The organism is Sphingobacterium siyangense, from assembly GCF_023277505.1.
GTDB classification, from domain to species: Bacteria; Bacteroidota; Bacteroidia; order Sphingobacteriales; family Sphingobacteriaceae; genus Sphingobacterium; species Sphingobacterium siyangense.
The window spans coordinates 5,545,126-5,560,926 of the sequence record NZ_CP080574.1; the positions used below are offsets into that span (position 1 = coordinate 5,545,126).

The 15,801-nt window shown below is 39.0% G+C and carries 15 protein-coding genes; 13 read left to right on the top strand and 2 right to left on the bottom strand.

The window, feature by feature from the left end; all coding sequences use genetic code 11:
• Window positions 1-34: 34 nt before the first annotated feature.
• Together yidC and K2F45_RS23420 are read left to right on the top strand one after the other, a co-directional pair.
• Window positions 35-1,861 (top strand): membrane protein insertase YidC, encoded by a 1,827-nt coding sequence (gene yidC, locus K2F45_RS23415; protein ID WP_120333254.1) that lies wholly within the window; start codon window positions 35-37, stop codon window positions 1,859-1,861.
• Window positions 1,862-1,979: 118 nt separating this feature from the next.
• The gene (locus tag K2F45_RS23420; RefSeq protein WP_088162905.1) at window positions 1,980-2,765 is read left to right on the top strand and encodes an META domain-containing protein; all 786 of its coding nucleotides are present in this window, start codon (window positions 1,980-1,982) and stop codon (window positions 2,763-2,765) included.
• 115 nt (window positions 2,766-2,880) lie between these two features.
• On the opposite strand, the gene K2F45_RS23425 is transcribed toward K2F45_RS23420, so the two are convergent.
• Complete coding sequence (locus K2F45_RS23425) at window positions 2,881-4,230, bottom strand: acyl-CoA dehydrogenase family protein (protein WP_198385988.1); 1,350 nt, start codon at window positions 4,228-4,230, stop codon at window positions 2,881-2,883.
• A 327-nt stretch (window positions 4,231-4,557) separates the two neighbouring features.
• Here K2F45_RS23425 and K2F45_RS23430 point away from each other — a divergent pair, with 327 nt between their 5' ends.
• From K2F45_RS23430 to K2F45_RS23445, 4 genes are all read left to right on the top strand, one after another.
• Window positions 4,558-4,779 carry a PG1828 family lipoprotein gene (locus K2F45_RS23430; protein WP_075994129.1) on the top strand — a complete coding sequence of 74 codons (222 nt, stop codon included), beginning with the start codon at window positions 4,558-4,560 and terminating at the stop codon, window positions 4,777-4,779.
• Between the two features lie 145 nt (window positions 4,780-4,924).
• Window positions 4,925-5,128: a PG1828 family lipoprotein gene (locus tag K2F45_RS23435; RefSeq protein WP_088162907.1), complete on the top strand. Its 204-nt coding sequence runs from the start codon at window positions 4,925-4,927 to the stop codon at window positions 5,126-5,128.
• A gap of 126 nt (window positions 5,129-5,254) precedes the next feature.
• On the top strand, window positions 5,255-6,604 hold the full coding sequence (gene purB, locus K2F45_RS23440; RefSeq protein ID WP_088162908.1) for an adenylosuccinate lyase: 1,350 nt from the start codon (window positions 5,255-5,257) through the stop codon (window positions 6,602-6,604).
• 72 nt (window positions 6,605-6,676) lie between these two features.
• Window positions 6,677-7,231, top strand: a complete 555-nt coding sequence (locus tag K2F45_RS23445; RefSeq protein WP_088162909.1) for a NifU family protein — start codon at window positions 6,677-6,679, stop codon at window positions 7,229-7,231.
• A 125-nt stretch (window positions 7,232-7,356) separates the two neighbouring features.
• On the opposite strand, the gene K2F45_RS23450 is transcribed toward K2F45_RS23445, so the two are convergent.
• Complete coding sequence (locus K2F45_RS23450; protein ID WP_088162910.1) at window positions 7,357-9,774, bottom strand: glycoside hydrolase family 3 N-terminal domain-containing protein; 2,418 nt, start codon at window positions 9,772-9,774, stop codon at window positions 7,357-7,359.
• A gap of 170 nt (window positions 9,775-9,944) precedes the next feature.
• Between K2F45_RS23450 and K2F45_RS23455 the strand changes: the two genes are divergently transcribed.
• From K2F45_RS23455 to K2F45_RS23485, 7 genes are all read left to right on the top strand, one after another.
• Window positions 9,945-10,793, top strand: coding sequence for a transketolase (locus tag K2F45_RS23455; protein ID WP_075994134.1), 849 nt, complete (start codon window positions 9,945-9,947; stop codon window positions 10,791-10,793).
• Window position 10,794: 1 nt separating this feature from the next.
• The gene (locus K2F45_RS23460; protein ID WP_075994135.1) at window positions 10,795-11,748 is read left to right on the top strand and encodes a transketolase family protein; all 954 of its coding nucleotides are present in this window, start codon (window positions 10,795-10,797) and stop codon (window positions 11,746-11,748) included.
• A 21-nt stretch (window positions 11,749-11,769) separates the two neighbouring features.
• Complete coding sequence (locus tag K2F45_RS23465) at window positions 11,770-12,315, top strand: RNA polymerase sigma factor (protein WP_075994136.1); 546 nt, start codon at window positions 11,770-11,772, stop codon at window positions 12,313-12,315.
• A gap of 33 nt (window positions 12,316-12,348) precedes the next feature.
• Window positions 12,349-13,305 (top strand): hypothetical protein, encoded by a 957-nt coding sequence (locus K2F45_RS23470; RefSeq protein WP_088162911.1) that lies wholly within the window; start codon window positions 12,349-12,351, stop codon window positions 13,303-13,305.
• Entirely contained in the window at window positions 13,305-13,724 is a 420-nt protein-coding gene (locus tag K2F45_RS23475) for a hypothetical protein (RefSeq protein ID WP_232475616.1), read from the top strand. The genes K2F45_RS23470 and K2F45_RS23475 overlap by 1 nt, the downstream gene beginning before the upstream one ends.
• A gap of 61 nt (window positions 13,725-13,785) precedes the next feature.
• Window positions 13,786-14,973, top strand: a complete 1,188-nt coding sequence (locus K2F45_RS23480) for an aspartate aminotransferase family protein (protein WP_088162912.1) — start codon at window positions 13,786-13,788, stop codon at window positions 14,971-14,973.
• Window positions 14,974-15,007: 34 nt separating this feature from the next.
• Complete coding sequence (locus K2F45_RS23485) at window positions 15,008-15,769, top strand: SGNH/GDSL hydrolase family protein (RefSeq protein WP_088162913.1); 762 nt, start codon at window positions 15,008-15,010, stop codon at window positions 15,767-15,769.
• Window positions 15,770-15,801: the final 32 nt, after the last annotated feature.

Consider the following 15,801-nt stretch of genomic DNA (forward strand, 5'->3'; position numbering starts at 1 on the left):
GAAGGATACAATTAATTAAGTTTAATTATTAAAAATGGATAGAAATACCCTAATTGGTTTGGTCCTGATGTTTGCTATCATCACTGGTTCATTTTACCTGATGAAGCCTTCAGAATCGGAAATCAAACAAGAACAAGCGAGACAAGAGGCTAAAGCGCGCACAGAAAAAGGACTGCCTGCCGAAAGTGACTCTACCGCTAAAGCCAAAGCAGCACAAACAGCAGTGATTGCTGATTCGGCGGAATTGAAAAAGCCTTTTGGTGCGACAAAATTTGGAACGGAGAAAGTCATTACGATTGAAAACGAGAAAATCATTGCCAAAATCAGTACAAAAGGTGGTAAGGTTAAATCCGTAGAACTAAAAGGCGAAAAGAATTTCAATGGAAAACCTTTGATGCTTTTTGATGGTGAGGACAATAAGTTTGGTTTTCAATTTAACGCAGCTGGTCAAAACGTATCAACAAATGATTTATACTTCAATACAGAATCTTCGGATATCCAAGTTTCTGGTGAAGGTAAACAATCTGTAAAATTCCGACTAAATTACAGTGCCGAACAGTATATTGAATATGTGTACTCGATTGCTGGTAAAGGCTATAATGTTGGACTGGATATTAACACAAAAGGGATACAGAATTTAATTCCGCAGAGTCAAAAAACGTTGACCCTTAACTGGAACACCGCGTTGAGACAAAAAGAGCAAAACATAGAATCTGAAAGACAGAAATCTACACTGTATTATAAAGAAGATAATAAAGTAGATCATCTTTCAGAATCAAAAGATGCGGATGAAGCATTGGAGAAAAAAGTACAATGGATTGCATTCAAGCAGCATTACTTTTCTAATATCCTCAGCACTAAAGATGGCTTTGTCAATGCAAAAGTGGATGTAAAACATGCTTCAGAAACCGACATCGTCAAATTCTATAATACAAACGCAGAATTGGCATTTGATAATCATAAGGACAATAACTATTCCTTAAACTTCTTCTTTGGACCAAATCAATACAATGTATTGAAGGCCGAGGGTAATGACTACCAATCGATCATCAATATGGGTTGGGGCCCTATGCGTTGGATCAACCAATGGATTACAGTACCTGTATTTAACTTCCTGGATGGTTTCCATATGAGCTACGGTATCGTTATCCTTTTATTGACATTGATGTTGAAGCTGATTCTTTCACCAATGACCTACAAGTCTTATGTCTCTATGGCAAAAATGCGTGTATTAAAACCGCAGCTGGATGAGATCAAAGCAAAAGTGGGTGAAGATAATCAAATGTTGATGCAGCAGGAGCAAATGAAATTGTACAAACAGGTTGGTGTAAATCCACTTGGTGGATGTCTTCCGCTTGTCCTACAAATGCCATTTACAATTGCGTTCTTCTACTTCTTTCCAAATTTATTTGAATTGAGAGGACAAAGCTTCTTGTTTATGAAGGATATGTCAACCTATGATACACTGTTTACATTTGCACCTATTTTTGGATCATTCAACCACATCTCTTTGATGTGTATCTTGATGACATTGACAACATTGTTGACGACTTGGTATAACAACGCTACATCTGGTGCTACAGGACAAATGAAATACATGGGCTATATCATGCCTTTGATTTTCTTCTTTGTTTTGAATAGCTTCCCAGCAGGTTTGAACTACTACTATTTCTTAAGTGCATTATTTACGTTCTTGACTCAGTTGGTTATTCGCACCATGGTGAATGATGAGAAAATCTTAGCTAAATTGGAGGAAAATAAAAAGAATCCAAAAGCAGATAAAAAATCGAGCTTCCAAACGAAAATGGAAGAGATGATGCGCGCACAACAACAAGCACAACAAAATAAAAACAAATCGTAAGATTTATCATACTGATAAAGAAGGCTTCCAAATTGGAAGCCTTCTTTGTTTGTGAACTTTTGTAGCATTTCGTCAAACCAAACGTTAAAAAGGGTGTTAATAGGTTAAAATTTAGAATATGAACTTTAAAAACATCGCCATATTGGCCATCTTAATCGTTAGTCTTGGAAGTTGCTCTGTGATCAAGAAGAACGCGAATGAGCAGAACACAGACAGTAGCATGTCGTCAGTAATTGGAAAAAAATGGCAATTGATTGAAATCAATGGACAGCCTGTAGCGGATCAGATCAACGGCAAAATGCCTTACCTCCAGCTGGACGAAAAAAGTTACAGTGCAAGTGGCGGATGTAATGGCATCGGTGGAGAATTGACATTATCAAAAAATGGAAAGATTAAATTTGCTCAGGGCATGTCTACGATGATGGCCTGTCCGGATATGTCTATTGAACAAGCTTTATCCAAAAACCTGACTGCTGCAGATAATTATACGGTTAAGGATGGCATTCTTAGCCTGAACAAAGCTAAGATGGCTCCCCTGGCAAAATTTAAGTTAATTCAGAACAATAAACAAGAACTTAGTGGAACTTGGGAACTTGATTATATATCCGGCCCACGGATCGCTTTCGATGGTCTATATCCCAATCGTAAACCAACAATGACATTTGATGCTGCCAGTGGTAAAGTAAACGGAAATAGTAGCTGCAATAACTACAATACGACTTTTAAAACCAATGGAAATACCATTAATTTTGGCCCGATTATGTCAACTAAAATGGCCTGCGAAGGTAATGGTGAAGCAACTTTCTTTTCGACATTGGAAAAGGTAAACACCTATAGTGTAAGCGAGAATACCTTGACATTTATCATGGGAGATATTGCTATTATGCGATTTAAACGGAAATAGAAAATTGCTTTTTTGCTCCAACTGAAGTAAAAAGGGCATTGTTTAAAAAACAACGCCCTTTTTATGTATTAAGCGATATTTGGCAACAGGAAGTCAAAAACCAGCCGGATCTCGCCTAAACAAAGGCACTAAATCCAGTTATACTTCTACCAACTATGAGTGAATTGATTTCTTTTGTCCCCTCATAGGAATAAATTGCTTCGGCATCGGCCAAAAACCGTGCGACATTATACTCCAACAGAATACCGTTTCCACCCATGACCTCTCGAGCCTTGGAAACAATATCTCTCGTACGTAAAGAACAGAAGACTTTAGCCAGCGAGGCATGTTCATCTTTTAGTTCACCTTTATCCTGTAATTCAGATAATCTGAAGACAAGCGTTTGCATAGCTGTTAAATTGGACAACATTTCAACCAGGTGATTTTGAATAAGTTGAAAAGAAGCGATTGGTTTACCAAATTGCTTCCTTTTACGCGTATAATCCAAGGCATTTTCATAAGCACCCCGCGCACATCCTACGGCCATCCAAGCGACACCTGCTCGCGTCATCTGAAGAACCTTTCCTGTATCTTTAAAGGAATTCGCATTTTGCAGGCGATCACTTTCTGGAACGATACAATTCGCTAAAGTAATAAGGCCATTCTGCACAATGCGCAAAGCCATCTTATCTTTAATTTTTTCAACTGAAAAACCTGGATTATCCTTTCGTACAATAAACCCCTTAACTTCGCCATCATCAAGATCCCTTGCCCATACGATTGTGATATCGGAAAAGGTGGAATTCCCGATCCATTTTTTTTGACCATTTAAGACCCAACCTTCAGCTGTCTTCCTACAGGTCGTTGTCAATCCGCCTGCTGCTCCCGACCCTACTTCGGGCTCTGTTAAACCAAAAGCACCAATCACTTGCATCTGCTGCATTTTGGGCAGCCACTCTTGTTTTTGCTCTTCGGATCCGCAAATATAAATTGATCCCATGGCTAAACCACTCTGTACGCCAAAGAAAGTCGCTACAGAAGCATCTACCCGTGCTATCTCCGCCGCTATGATCCCTTCCATTAATGAACTTCCTCCCATACAACCATACCCATCGTAGGTATAGCCACAAATATTTAAAGCTGCTAGTTTCGGTACTATTTCAAAAGGGAACTCATCTCTTAACCAATATTTATTGACGATTGGCTTAACTTCGGTCTCCATAAACTCCCTTACCTTCAATTGCAATGCACGATCTGAATCGTTTAATTTGCTATCCATAGCATAGAAATCACCATTAATAGGCGGTAATTCCTTTTTTTCTTTTCCTGCACTTAGCATTTTCATTAAACCATGTAGCTGCTTATCATCCATTTTTGATACGGCATCCATGACTGCTCCCAAATCCACTTTCTTCGATATTTCTTCCAATTTGCCAAAGTCTATTGATTTTGCCAAATCCATTATATTCTTTACTTTATCAAACATAACTGCAATTTCTTTTTAAGTGTTTACTTCTTAAAATAAGAAAAATAATCCAAAATTGTTTGGAAATGACATGATACAAATTGACATGATGGAATTATCCGGTAAACAAACGAATGGACAATATCTTACCTTATATCGCCCAATCCCCTATCAATAAAATAGTGGAATCAGGAATGTTTTGAATAAAACATAGAATTATAAATAAATGAAAAACAATGTGTTAAAAATATTTTTAAAAAAACATCATTTTTTGGGTTACCTTTTTTGGTTACGTGTATTAAGAGATGAAAAAGAAAATTATTTCAATTTAAATTAGAAAATTAGAAAATGAAAAACGCATTAAAATTCGGTTTCTTAGGTTTAGCTTTAACTGTAGCTTTCGCATCTTGTAACAATTCAGAGAAAAAAGCTGAAGGTGCTGCAGATTCAGCTTCTGCTTTAGTTGATTCAGCTGCTAACACATTAGATTCAGCTGCTACTAAAGTTGATTCAGCTGCTGCTAAAGTTGATTCAGCTGCTGCTAAAGTTGATTCAGCTGCTACTAAATAATTCAGGACTGAATAAAGCTTTTGGAAGGCCTTTTTTACGAAAGGCCTTTCTTTTTTTAAAAAAAATAAATACAGGGGTTACCTTTTTGGTTTAATGGTATTAACTCCTAAATAACAAGATTTAAAAATATTTTAATTTTAATAAAATGAAAAACGCATTCAAATTCGGTTTCTTAGGTTTAGCTTTAACATTGGCTTTCGCATCATGTGGTGAAACAGCTAAAAAAACTGACGCTGCTACTGATTCAGCTAACGTTGCTTTAGATTCAGCTAACACGCAATTGGATTCAGCAAAAACTGCTGTAGATTCAGCTGCTGCTAAAGTTGATTCAACTAAAGCTGCTCACTAATTCTCTGAAAAAGAATTTACACCGTATAAAAAGCTTCCTTCAACAAGGAGGCTTTTTTTATATCTACACCAATTAAATTGCTAAGCTCCAAGCATTTTTTTACCTTTGCCAAAAATCATTCAATCTATGGCTTTATCATCTTTAACAGCAGTTACGCCTATTGACGGACGCTATTACAATAATACTAATGAACTTTCAGCATTTTTTTCCGAATTTGCTTTAATAAAATATCGTGTACGCGTAGAGGTCGAATATTTTATTGCATTAAGTGAATCCGGTATTGCTCAATTACAACAGTTTGACAAAACACTCAATGAAAAATTGCGGGATATCTACAGGAATTTTTCTGAAGAAGATGCCATTTGGATCAAAAACACAGAAAAAGTTACGAACCATGATGTTAAAGCAGTTGAATATTTTCTAAAAGATCAATTTGAAAAATTAGGATTACAGGACTACCTTGAATTCATCCATTTTGGTTTGACTTCACAAGATATCAATAACACAGCGATTCCACTTTCCTGGAAAGAAGCCATTAAAGAAAGTTATACACCGGCAATAGAAGAGTTGCTTCATGAGTTAAAATCATTAGCAACGTCATGGTCAGACATCCCGATGTTGGCACGTACCCATGGACAACCGGCATCTCCAACTCGTTTGGGTAAAGAGTTTTATGTTTTTATCGAACGCATAGAACGTCAATTGCAACTATTACATCAAGTACCGTATTCCGCTAAATTTGGTGGCGCAACTGGTAATTTTAATGCGCATCACGTTGCATATCCAGCGACAAATTGGATCAATTTTGGGAATAATTTTGTAAACAATATCTTGGGGTTAGACCGTTCACAAACGACCACACAGATTGAGCATTACGATAACTTTGCGGCGAGCTGTGATGCCTTAAAACGGATAAACAATATTGTCATCGATTTATGCCGTGACATTTGGACATATATTTCGATGGAATATTTTAAACAAAAAATCACTGCTGGTCAAATCGGTTCTTCGGCTATGCCACATAAAGTCAACCCGATTGACTTTGAAAATGCAGAAGGAAATTTAGGTATTGCAAATGCCATTTTTGAGCACCTTGCGGCTAAGTTACCAGTTTCCCGCCTTCAACGAGATTTAACAGATTCTACGGTATTACGTAATATTGGTGTTCCGTTTGCACATACCCTAATTGCTATTAAATCGACTTTGAGAGGGTTACGCAAATTGATTTTAAACGAACAGGCGTTGGCCAATGATCTTGAAAATAATTGGGCTGTTGTTGCGGAGGCACTACAAACTATATTGAGAAGGGAAGGCTATCCAAAGCCGTATGAAGCTTTAAAAGACCTAACACGTACCAACACACATGTTACAAAAGAAACGATAGCAACATTTGTTGATAATCTAAATGTATCAGCGGAAGTTAAAGAGGAACTGAAAGCGATCAGTCCTTCTAACTACACAGGTGTCACTTTATAAGCTTTTACTTATAGATGACCTTAACAAAGCTTCATTTGACCTATATTTGCTTGGAATAAAAATAGATACTACATGGCTACGATTAACGTATATACAGAGTCTACACCCAACCCTTCTACAATGAAGTTCTTGGTCAATAAATTGTTGATCAACGGTAGTGTGGATTTTCCAAATAAAGAAGCAGCACAAGATTCACCGTTTGCACTTGAATTATTCAAATTTAACTTTGTAAATGGGGTATTTTTTGCAAGTAACTTCGTGACCATTACCAAAACTGAAGATGCGGAATGGGAAGACATTGAAGCCTTGCTAAAAGACTTTGTAAAAGGTGCTGTAGAGTCTGAACTTGCTGTAAAAACGGTACACCACGATACAGAGGTTAATTTTGAAGGTACTGAAACTGAAGTGAAGATACAACAAGTATTACATGATTATGTAAGACCTGCTGTTGAACAAGATGGTGGAGCAATCCATTATAAATCCTTCAACGAAGGTATTGTGACAGTTGAACTAAAAGGTTCTTGCAGTGGTTGTCCATCTTCGACAATCACATTAAAAGCAGGAATTGAGGGATTGTTGAAACGCATGGTTCCAGAAGTGACTGAAGTTGTCGCTGAGGCCATGTAATCACAGCTATTCGATACAATAAAAAAAGGATTCAGTAATTAATTTTGCTGAATCCTTTTTTTATTCACTAGTCTTAAGAAGAAATAATCGCTATCCACCATCTGCTTGGTATAGCATTTTTTAACCTAATTGACTACTTCAAATGAATCTTTAAGCGGAAGATTAACAGAAGAATTACCGATAAATAGTTCAAATTTGCCGGGTTCAACTGTCCAGTTATTGTGCTGATCCAAAAGTTCCAGGTGGGCAGGTAAGATCGTAAACTGTAAGGTCTTCTTTTCCCCTGGATTAAGTTCAACTTTTTCGAATCCACGCAAATCCATCTCATATGTCGTTACCGAAGACAGCACGTCTTTGATATAAAGCTGAACAACTTCGGCGCCTTTCCTCTTCCCTATGTTTTCAATATCAACCGTAACTGTAAGGGAATCCGTTGGTCTGATCTGTTTCTTAGCGAGTTGTAAATTTGAAAAACTAAAATCTGTGTAGCTTAATCCATATCCAAAAGGGTATAAGAATCCAACAACCCGACTATTGCCCCACCCATTGGGTCCGACCCCAGGTTGCCCCGCCTGTGCAGCGGGCTTGGTCGGAAAATTCATTTCAACCTGTCCGACGGACTTCGGAAATGAAATGGGCAATTTTCCACTAGGGCTATACCCTCCAAACAGCATTTCGGCAAGAACATTTCCCGACTGATTGCTAAGAAACCAACTCTCCACAATTGCAGGTAGATATTTGTTTTCCCAATTGACAGTAAGTGGACGACCATTGACAAGTACCAGCACAATAGGTTTACCTGTTTCCTTCAATTTCATTAAATAGTCGCGTTGCTTGCCTGGCAAATTTAGATCTGATCGCGATCGACTTTCACCGACTTCCCGTTCCGACTCGCCCATTACCGCTATGATTAGGTCAGATTCTTTACCGAGACGAACACCTTCGGCCATCTTTTCCAGCTCCTCGCCGGACAAGTCTGTTGGAATAATCTCACTCTCAGGCCAGTTTTTATCCACGACATCTACCCCTTTTGCATAATCAACCCGAAGTGCCTTTGTTTTTCCATAGTTTATAATCCCATCTTTGATGGTGGTGATCGGATTATTGGAAGGTCCATAGCGACTTGTCGTATAATTTGTTGCTTCTGCCATTGGTCCCGTAACCAAAATTCGTTTGTATTTATTCACGTCTATTGGGAGAAGATTCTGTTCATTTTTCAACAGAACAATAGACTCCTTATTCATTTGAAGTGATACTTCTTCATCTGCGGGGGTATGCACCTTTTTATCGGCTATCGCTATATCTTCTCTCAATGGATGATCAAATAAACCCAGTTTAAATTTCACGGTCAGGACTTCGCGAACCCGCTGATCCAATATTTTGATATCCAGCCCTCCTTCTTCTATTAGTTCCATTAGTGGCGTTAGATATGTACTCGGTGGATCAAAATTTGTCCGCACATTCAAACCCGCCTCTAATGCCTGTTTAATAGCATCTTTATAGTTTGCAGCAACATGGTGTTTGTTGTAAATAAACTCTAGAGCCTCACTGTCGGACACCACATACCCTTCAAAACCATACTCTTTTCGGAGTAAGTCCTGTAAAAAATAGCTGCTGGCAGATACAGGCACGCCATCATAATCATTATAACTACTCATGACTCCCAAGGGTTTGGCTTCCTTTATGACCCTTTTAAATGGATAGAGGTGAAGCGAATGCATCTCACGAAAGCCAACATGAGGATCCGTACGTGCATTGCCATCTCTTCCCCCTTTGGGCACAGAATAGACCGCATAATGTTTCAATGTGGATGCGACTCCATTTTGTTGAATCCCTAAAACAACTTGTTTCCCCATTTCAGCAATATGAAACGGATCTTCGCCATAGGTTTCAACCACTCTTCCCCAGCGCGGATCTCTAGAAACATCAAGAATAGGCGTATAGACATTGGTATAGCCCAGATATTTGGCTTCCCTACCAATTATATCGCCAGCTTTACGTACCAGTGAAGTATTCCATGTACTTCCAATATTGATTGGTGCCGGCAGGGAAGTAGCGCGATCATGGTTGAGTCCATGAATCCCCTCATTGGTAAAATCAACGGGAATACCAAGTCGTGTGTTTTCCACAAACCATTTTTGAACATTATTTAAGGCTTGAGCATGGCGGCTGAAGGGATACGAAAATGAACTTTTTGCCGACTTATTATAAGCCAAGCTATTCAACATTTCGTCGATATTGGCCAAGCCGTGTTTCCAAATCTCTTTGTCCCAAGCGGCAGTGGGCTGCTCATCTTTCAAAACCCGCCCATAACCGTAGAGTGTAACCGTCTGATTGGCCTTTTCTTGAACAGTCATTTGACGCAACAGATCCTCCACGCGACTGGCTATTTTCTGTTTGGGGTCTTCATAAATATCCTTTTTCCCATTTTTGTTAAAATCGATCCAATCCTTATGGTAAATGTTGATGTGCTGGGCAGAAGAATGCAAATAAAGGGCTGAGAGCGCTGAAATAATAAGGCTGCTTTTGAGTTGATTAGGCATTATGCTGAAAATTGTTGGTTTTATAAAGTGAAGCAAGGTACAAAAAAAATAAAAATCCGCAGATCAAACACATCGTCGATCTGGGATAAGTCAATATAAATTCATTTTTTAACAAGCATCTAGCTTAAAAATAGTTAACTTTACGACCAATTGTGAAACCAACAAAAAAAATGAGTGCAGATATTAACAAACTAGAACAAATTGCATCACAGGTAAGACGTGATATCGTACGTATGGTACACGCTTGTCAATCAGGACACCCAGGTGGTTCGTTAGGTTGTACAGATTACTTTGTGGCGCTTTATTTCAATGCAATGAAACGCAATCCTTCCTTTGACATGGATGGAAAAGGAGAAGATTTATTCTTCCTGTCAAATGGACACATCTCTCCTGTATTTTACAGTACATTGGCGCATGCGGGATATTTTGAAGTGAGCGAATTAGCAACGTTCAGAAAAATCAATTCCAGACTTCAAGGTCACCCAACAACACACGAAGGCCTTCCGGGTATTCGTATTGCTTCGGGATCATTGGGCCAAGGATTATCTGTTGCAATTGGAGCCGCACAGGCAAAAAAATTGAATAAAGACAATAATCTAGTTTATGTTTTAATGGGTGATGGCGAATTGCAGGAGGGCCAAGTTTGGGAAGCTGCAATGTACGCACCACACAACAAAATCGACAATTTAATTGCTACTGTTGACTATAACAAAGCACAAATTGACGGATCTACAGATCAAGTATTATCTCTTGGTGATCTTCGTGCAAAATGGGAAGCATTTGGCTGGGATGTGATGGAAATTGCTAAAGGCAATGACATGAATGCTGTTGTTGCAGGTTTAGCAGAAGCTAAATCACGCACAGGAAAAGGTAAACCGGTTATTATTCTGATGCATACTGAAATGGGTAGCGGTGTTGATTTTATGATGGGTTCTCATAAATGGCATGGTGTTGCTCCAAATGACGAACAATTGGCGTCGGCGTTGAATCAGCTTACAGAAACTTTAGGAGATTACTAGCATGAAAAAATATACTTATACAGAGTCAAAAGATACACGCTCAGGATTTGGTGCGGGCTTACTAGAAGCAGGAAAGCAAGATGAGAATGTAGTTGCATTATGTGCTGATTTAATCGGTTCGTTAAAAATGAACGATTTTATCAAAGAATTTCCTGAGCGCTTTTTCCAAATCGGTATTGCGGAAGCAAACATGATGGGTATTGCTGCCGGACTTACGATCGGTGGTAAAATACCATTCACAGGTACATTCGCAAATTTCTCAACAGGCCGTGTTTATGATCAGATTCGCCAATCGATCGCATACTCGGACAAAAATGTAAAAATTGCGGCGTCACATGCTGGTCTAACCTTAGGTGAAGATGGTGCAACTCACCAAATCTTAGAAGATATCGGTTTGATGAAAATGTTGCCTGGAATGACAGTGATCAATCCTTGTGATTTCAATCAAACAAAAGCCGCTACGATTGCTGCAGCCAAATATGATGGACCGGTTTATTTGCGTTTTGGCCGTCCTGTAGTTCCTAACTTCACTCCTGCTGATCAGGAATTTGTGATTGGTAAGGCGGTATTATTAAATGAAGGAACGGATGTTACGATCATTGCTACAGGTCATCTGGTATGGGAAGCTATCCAAGCTGGTGAGCAATTAGCTGAGTTGGGCATCAACGCTGAGATTATCAATATCCATACAATCAAACCTTTGGATGAAGAAGCTATTTTAAAATCTGTTGCTAAAACCAAATGTGTCGTAACGGCGGAAGAGCATAATCGTCTTGGCGGTTTAGGTGATAGCGTTGCTCAGGTATTAACAAGAGAGTTGCCTACTCCACAAGAATACGTTGCTGTAAATGATAGTTTTGGAGAATCAGGTACTCCTGCTCAATTGATGGAAAAATACGGTCTGAATGCAGCGGCTATTGTTGCAGCGGCTCAAAAAGTAATCAAAAGAAAATAACAAAACTACACAAGTCAATATATGGATGACGCTTTAATTATAGCAAAATTCGCCGAAGAGAGTACGCGAGAAGAAGCTTTCCGTTTATTGTTGAAGAAATATCAACAGAAGATTTATTGGCATGTGCGAAGAATGGTCATCGATCATGACGATGCGGACGATGTTGTACAAGATATTTTTGTGAAAGTATGGAAGAACCTTGGGAACTTCCGGGAAGACTCACAGTTATACACGTGGCTTTATCGTATTGCAACAAATGAATGTATTACCTTCTTAAATAAGAAAAAGCAAAAGCAGAACGTGTCGTTGGATGACGACACGACTGCTTATCTGGCAGAAACGCTTGCTGATGGCAATTATTTCAATGGTGATAGAGCTCAAATGAAATTACAACAGGCTTTGTTGACCTTGCCAGAGAAGCAAAAATTGGTCTTCAATATGAAATATTTTGAAGACATGAAATATGAAGAGATTTCAGAAGTTCTCGGAACAAGTGTTGGAGCGCTTAAAGCCTCTTATCATTTGGCCGTCAAAAAAATAGAGGCATTTTTTAACAACAACGATTAAACCTTTTAGCGAAATTAGGTTCTAACAAATACTATGAAGGAAAATGGCACATATCATGATGGGCTGGAGCCTACAAATCTTCCAGCATCGTTGCGTGAAAATCCATTTGGCTTACCTGAAAATTATTTCAGTGATTTAGAATCAAAAATAATTACGCAAGTCAAATTGATTGAATGCAAGGAAGAATCCATCTTTGAGGTTCCAGAAGGATATTTTGATAGCCTATCTGAGGCCATTATGTGTAAAGTAGCAGAAGACAATTTAAAAAATCAAGTTGCTACTGACGGCTTTGAAATTCCTGAAAATTATGCTTCCGAACTATCTTCAACTATCCTCAACCGAATTTTAGAAGACAAATTAAAAGAAACGATTGCATCTGATGGCTTTACAATGCCTTCTGCTTATAATCAAACGCTTGAAGATTCCATCTTCGCCCGTTTAGCTGAACAGGAATTGAAGAAAACAGTTCCTACAGATGGTTTCTCTGTTCCGGTCGGCTATGAAGAAACAGTTGAATCGACTATTTTTGCTCGTATCGCTGAAGAAAAACTCAAAGAAACGGTTGTGACTGCAGGCTTTGATGTACCACAACATTATTTTGAGACTCTTTCCGAAAGTATTATTAATGCTGTGCAGGAGCCTGAAAAAGATCATACACCTATCCATCAAATAGGAAGACCGAAAAAATGGTATGCACGCTATGCTGTTGCAGCATCTTTTGCCGCCATGTTGAGCATAGGAGGATATTGGGGGTATCAGTATCAACAACAAAATGCAGCTCCCGTAGAAACAGTTGCAGAAGAGCAGTTGAGCCAACATTTGTCAGAAATTCCTAAGCAGGAAATTATTAATTACCTTGCGGCTTCAGCTTCTGGTGATGATATGATCTATATGTCCCAGTATACCGATGAAGCGAATCTCCCTACCAAGGGATTTGGGAGTAATATATCTAAACAAGAAATAGAAGATTATCTAAACTATACCTTATAATGATGTTCGATAAAAAATACATATGGATAACATTGTTCTTTAGTATATTTTCTATTGCCTTGGGCTTTGCACAAGACAAAAATCGATTTCAAGCTATAGAAAATGAAAAAATAGCTTACATTACTAAAGAACTAGATTTAACGCCAAGAGAGGCTCAGCAATTCTTTCCGCTCTATAATGAGTATAGCCAAACACTTTGGGATATCAGAAAAGAAAAATTGAATGGTGCTCCCAAAAATAGTTTTAGAGGTGGTTCCAGAGATGTCTTACAGTATGATGTTAAAGAAGTGGAGATCAAAAAAGAATACCGGGTCAAATTTGCCAAAGTTATTGGCAATGCGCGGGCATCGCAATTTTTTGAAGTAGAACAGGAATTCAGAGAACATCTATACAAATCCCTGCAGAATAGAAGAAAATAATCTCGAAAATAAAAAAGAAGTCTTGAAGACTTCTTTTTTATTTTCGGACATTTGTAAGATCATGTTAAGCAACAGAGAATTATTTTTAATGAATACTGCTCAAACATCTAGCTCACCTAGATTGGTTGAAGTAGTTAAGGCTGAAGGTGTCTACCTTTATGGCCCCAATGGAGAAGAATATATGGATTTGGTCTCCGGCTTCAATGTCAGCAATATAGGCCATCGTCATCCGAAGGTTTTAGAGGCTATAAAATCACAATTGGAGCAGTACTTACATGTCACCGTTTATGGTGAATTTGTGCAGGCGCCACAGGTGCAATTTGCTACAGAATTACTAGCAGAACTTCCCGCTAATTTTCAATCAGTCTACCTCACCAACAGTGGAACGGAAGCCGTAGAGGGATCTATGAAAATAGCAAAGAAATATACTGGTCGCAGGCAGATTATCGCTGCAAAAAAAGCGTACCACGGCAGCACACAAGGCGCGCTCAGTCTGATCGGAAACGATGAGTATCGCAAAGCGTATGCCCCCCTCCTTCCCGAAATAGATTTTATCGGGTTTAATGACATGGAAGATCTCACAAAGATTACGGAACAAACTGCTGCTGTCATCCTCGAAGCTATTCAGGGAGAAGCTGGTGTCCGAGTCCCGGATATCGCTTACATGCAAGCTGTTAGAAAACGCTGTAATGAAACAGGTACTTTACTGATCTTTGATGAAATTCAAACAGGTTTCGGTCGAACAGGCCGTCTTTTCGCCTTCGAACATTTTGCTATTGTTCCAGATATCCTGATGCTTGCCAAAGGCATCGGAGGCGGTATGCCCTTGGGTGCATTTGTTGCAGCCAAAGAAGTGATGGACGTTATTAAGGATAATCCCATGCTTGGGCACATCACAACTTTCGGGGGGCATCCTGTGAGTTGTGCCGCAGCGCGGGCTTCACTAGCTGTTATCAAGGAAGAAAAATTAGTCGAACAGGTTGAGCGAAAATCGCTTTTATTTAAAGAAAAACTCAGGCATCCTGCAATTAAAGAAATTCGAGGACTAGGCCTTATGATGTGTCTGCAACTGGCTTCTTTTGATCAAGTTTACAATGTGAGTAAGTATTGTGCTGAAAAAGGGGTTATGATCGATTGGTATCTGCATTGTGAAACGGCACTCCGTGTCGCCCCACCATTGACTATTACAAATCTAGAAATTGAAAAAGCTTGTAACATCATTATAAAAGGTTTGGAAAAGTATGCCTAAAGTATGTAACTTTAAACATAACAAAAACCTAATAATGAACACAAACCGCAGATCATTTATCAAAAAAAGCATTATTGGCACCGGTCTATTGACTGGCGCCGATTTACTGAGAAACGATGTATTCGCACACGAATCAACAGTCGGTTCCTCAAAAATCACTTTAAATAACGACGACATCATTTTATTTCAGGGCGATTCCATTACGGATGTGGGCCGAGATAGAAATAACAAAAATGCCAATGACACCGCAGCGCTGGGGCATGGTTATGCTTTATTGGCTGCCAGCCAACTCTTAAATAAATATCCAGCAAAGAGACTAAAGGTATATAATACAGGTATTAGCGGAAATCGTGTACCCGATCTTCAAAAGCGCTGGCAGGAGGATACTCTGGCAATTAACCCTACTGTATTGAGTATTTTGATTGGTGTGAACGATTTCTGGCGGACAATCGATCGAGGAGCACAGACTACGGTTGAAGAGTATAAATCCCAGTACAAACAGCTATTGCAGGAGACATTACAAAAGCTTCCAAATGTCAAATTGATTATTGGAGAGCCTTTTGCAGTAAAGGGTGTAGGTCACATTACTGAAGCTTGGTATCCAAAATTTTTGGCTTATCAAGAATCCGCTCGTGAGATCGCCAAAGAATTTGGAGCAATTCTTATCCCCTATCAAAAAATATTCGACAATGCTCAAAAGAACGCCCCTGGTGCCTATTGGGCTGCGGACGGCGTACATCCCACGCTTGCTGGGGCACAAATGATGGCCTCAGCCTGGATGGACTGCCTCAAGTAATAAAAGAAAAGAGCGGATACTTTATTGAAATC

Coding starts and splice junctions, on each gene's coding strand:
- yidC (WP_120333254.1), top strand. CDS start 35: ATGGATAGAAATACCCTAATTGGTTTGGTCCTGATGTTTGCTATCATC.
- K2F45_RS23420 (WP_088162905.1), top strand. CDS start 1,980: ATGAACTTTAAAAACATCGCCATATTGGCCATCTTAATCGTTAGTCTT.
- K2F45_RS23425 (WP_198385988.1), bottom strand. CDS start 4,230: ATGTTTGATAAAGTAAAGAATATAATGGATTTGGCAAAATCAATAGAC.
- K2F45_RS23430 (WP_075994129.1), top strand. CDS start 4,558: ATGAAAAACGCATTAAAATTCGGTTTCTTAGGTTTAGCTTTAACTGTA.
- K2F45_RS23435 (WP_088162907.1), top strand. CDS start 4,925: ATGAAAAACGCATTCAAATTCGGTTTCTTAGGTTTAGCTTTAACATTG.
- purB (WP_088162908.1), top strand. CDS start 5,255: ATGGCTTTATCATCTTTAACAGCAGTTACGCCTATTGACGGACGCTAT.
- K2F45_RS23445 (WP_088162909.1), top strand. CDS start 6,677: ATGGCTACGATTAACGTATATACAGAGTCTACACCCAACCCTTCTACA.
- K2F45_RS23450 (WP_088162910.1), bottom strand. CDS start 9,774: ATGCCTAATCAACTCAAAAGCAGCCTTATTATTTCAGCGCTCTCAGCC.
- K2F45_RS23455 (WP_075994134.1), top strand. CDS start 9,945: ATGAGTGCAGATATTAACAAACTAGAACAAATTGCATCACAGGTAAGA.
- K2F45_RS23460 (WP_075994135.1), top strand. CDS start 10,795: ATGAAAAAATATACTTATACAGAGTCAAAAGATACACGCTCAGGATTT.
- K2F45_RS23465 (WP_075994136.1), top strand. CDS start 11,770: ATGGATGACGCTTTAATTATAGCAAAATTCGCCGAAGAGAGTACGCGA.
- K2F45_RS23470 (WP_088162911.1), top strand. CDS start 12,349: ATGAAGGAAAATGGCACATATCATGATGGGCTGGAGCCTACAAATCTT.
- K2F45_RS23475 (WP_232475616.1), top strand. CDS start 13,305: ATGATGTTCGATAAAAAATACATATGGATAACATTGTTCTTTAGTATA.
- K2F45_RS23480 (WP_088162912.1), top strand. CDS start 13,786: ATGTTAAGCAACAGAGAATTATTTTTAATGAATACTGCTCAAACATCT.
- K2F45_RS23485 (WP_088162913.1), top strand. CDS start 15,008: ATGAACACAAACCGCAGATCATTTATCAAAAAAAGCATTATTGGCACC.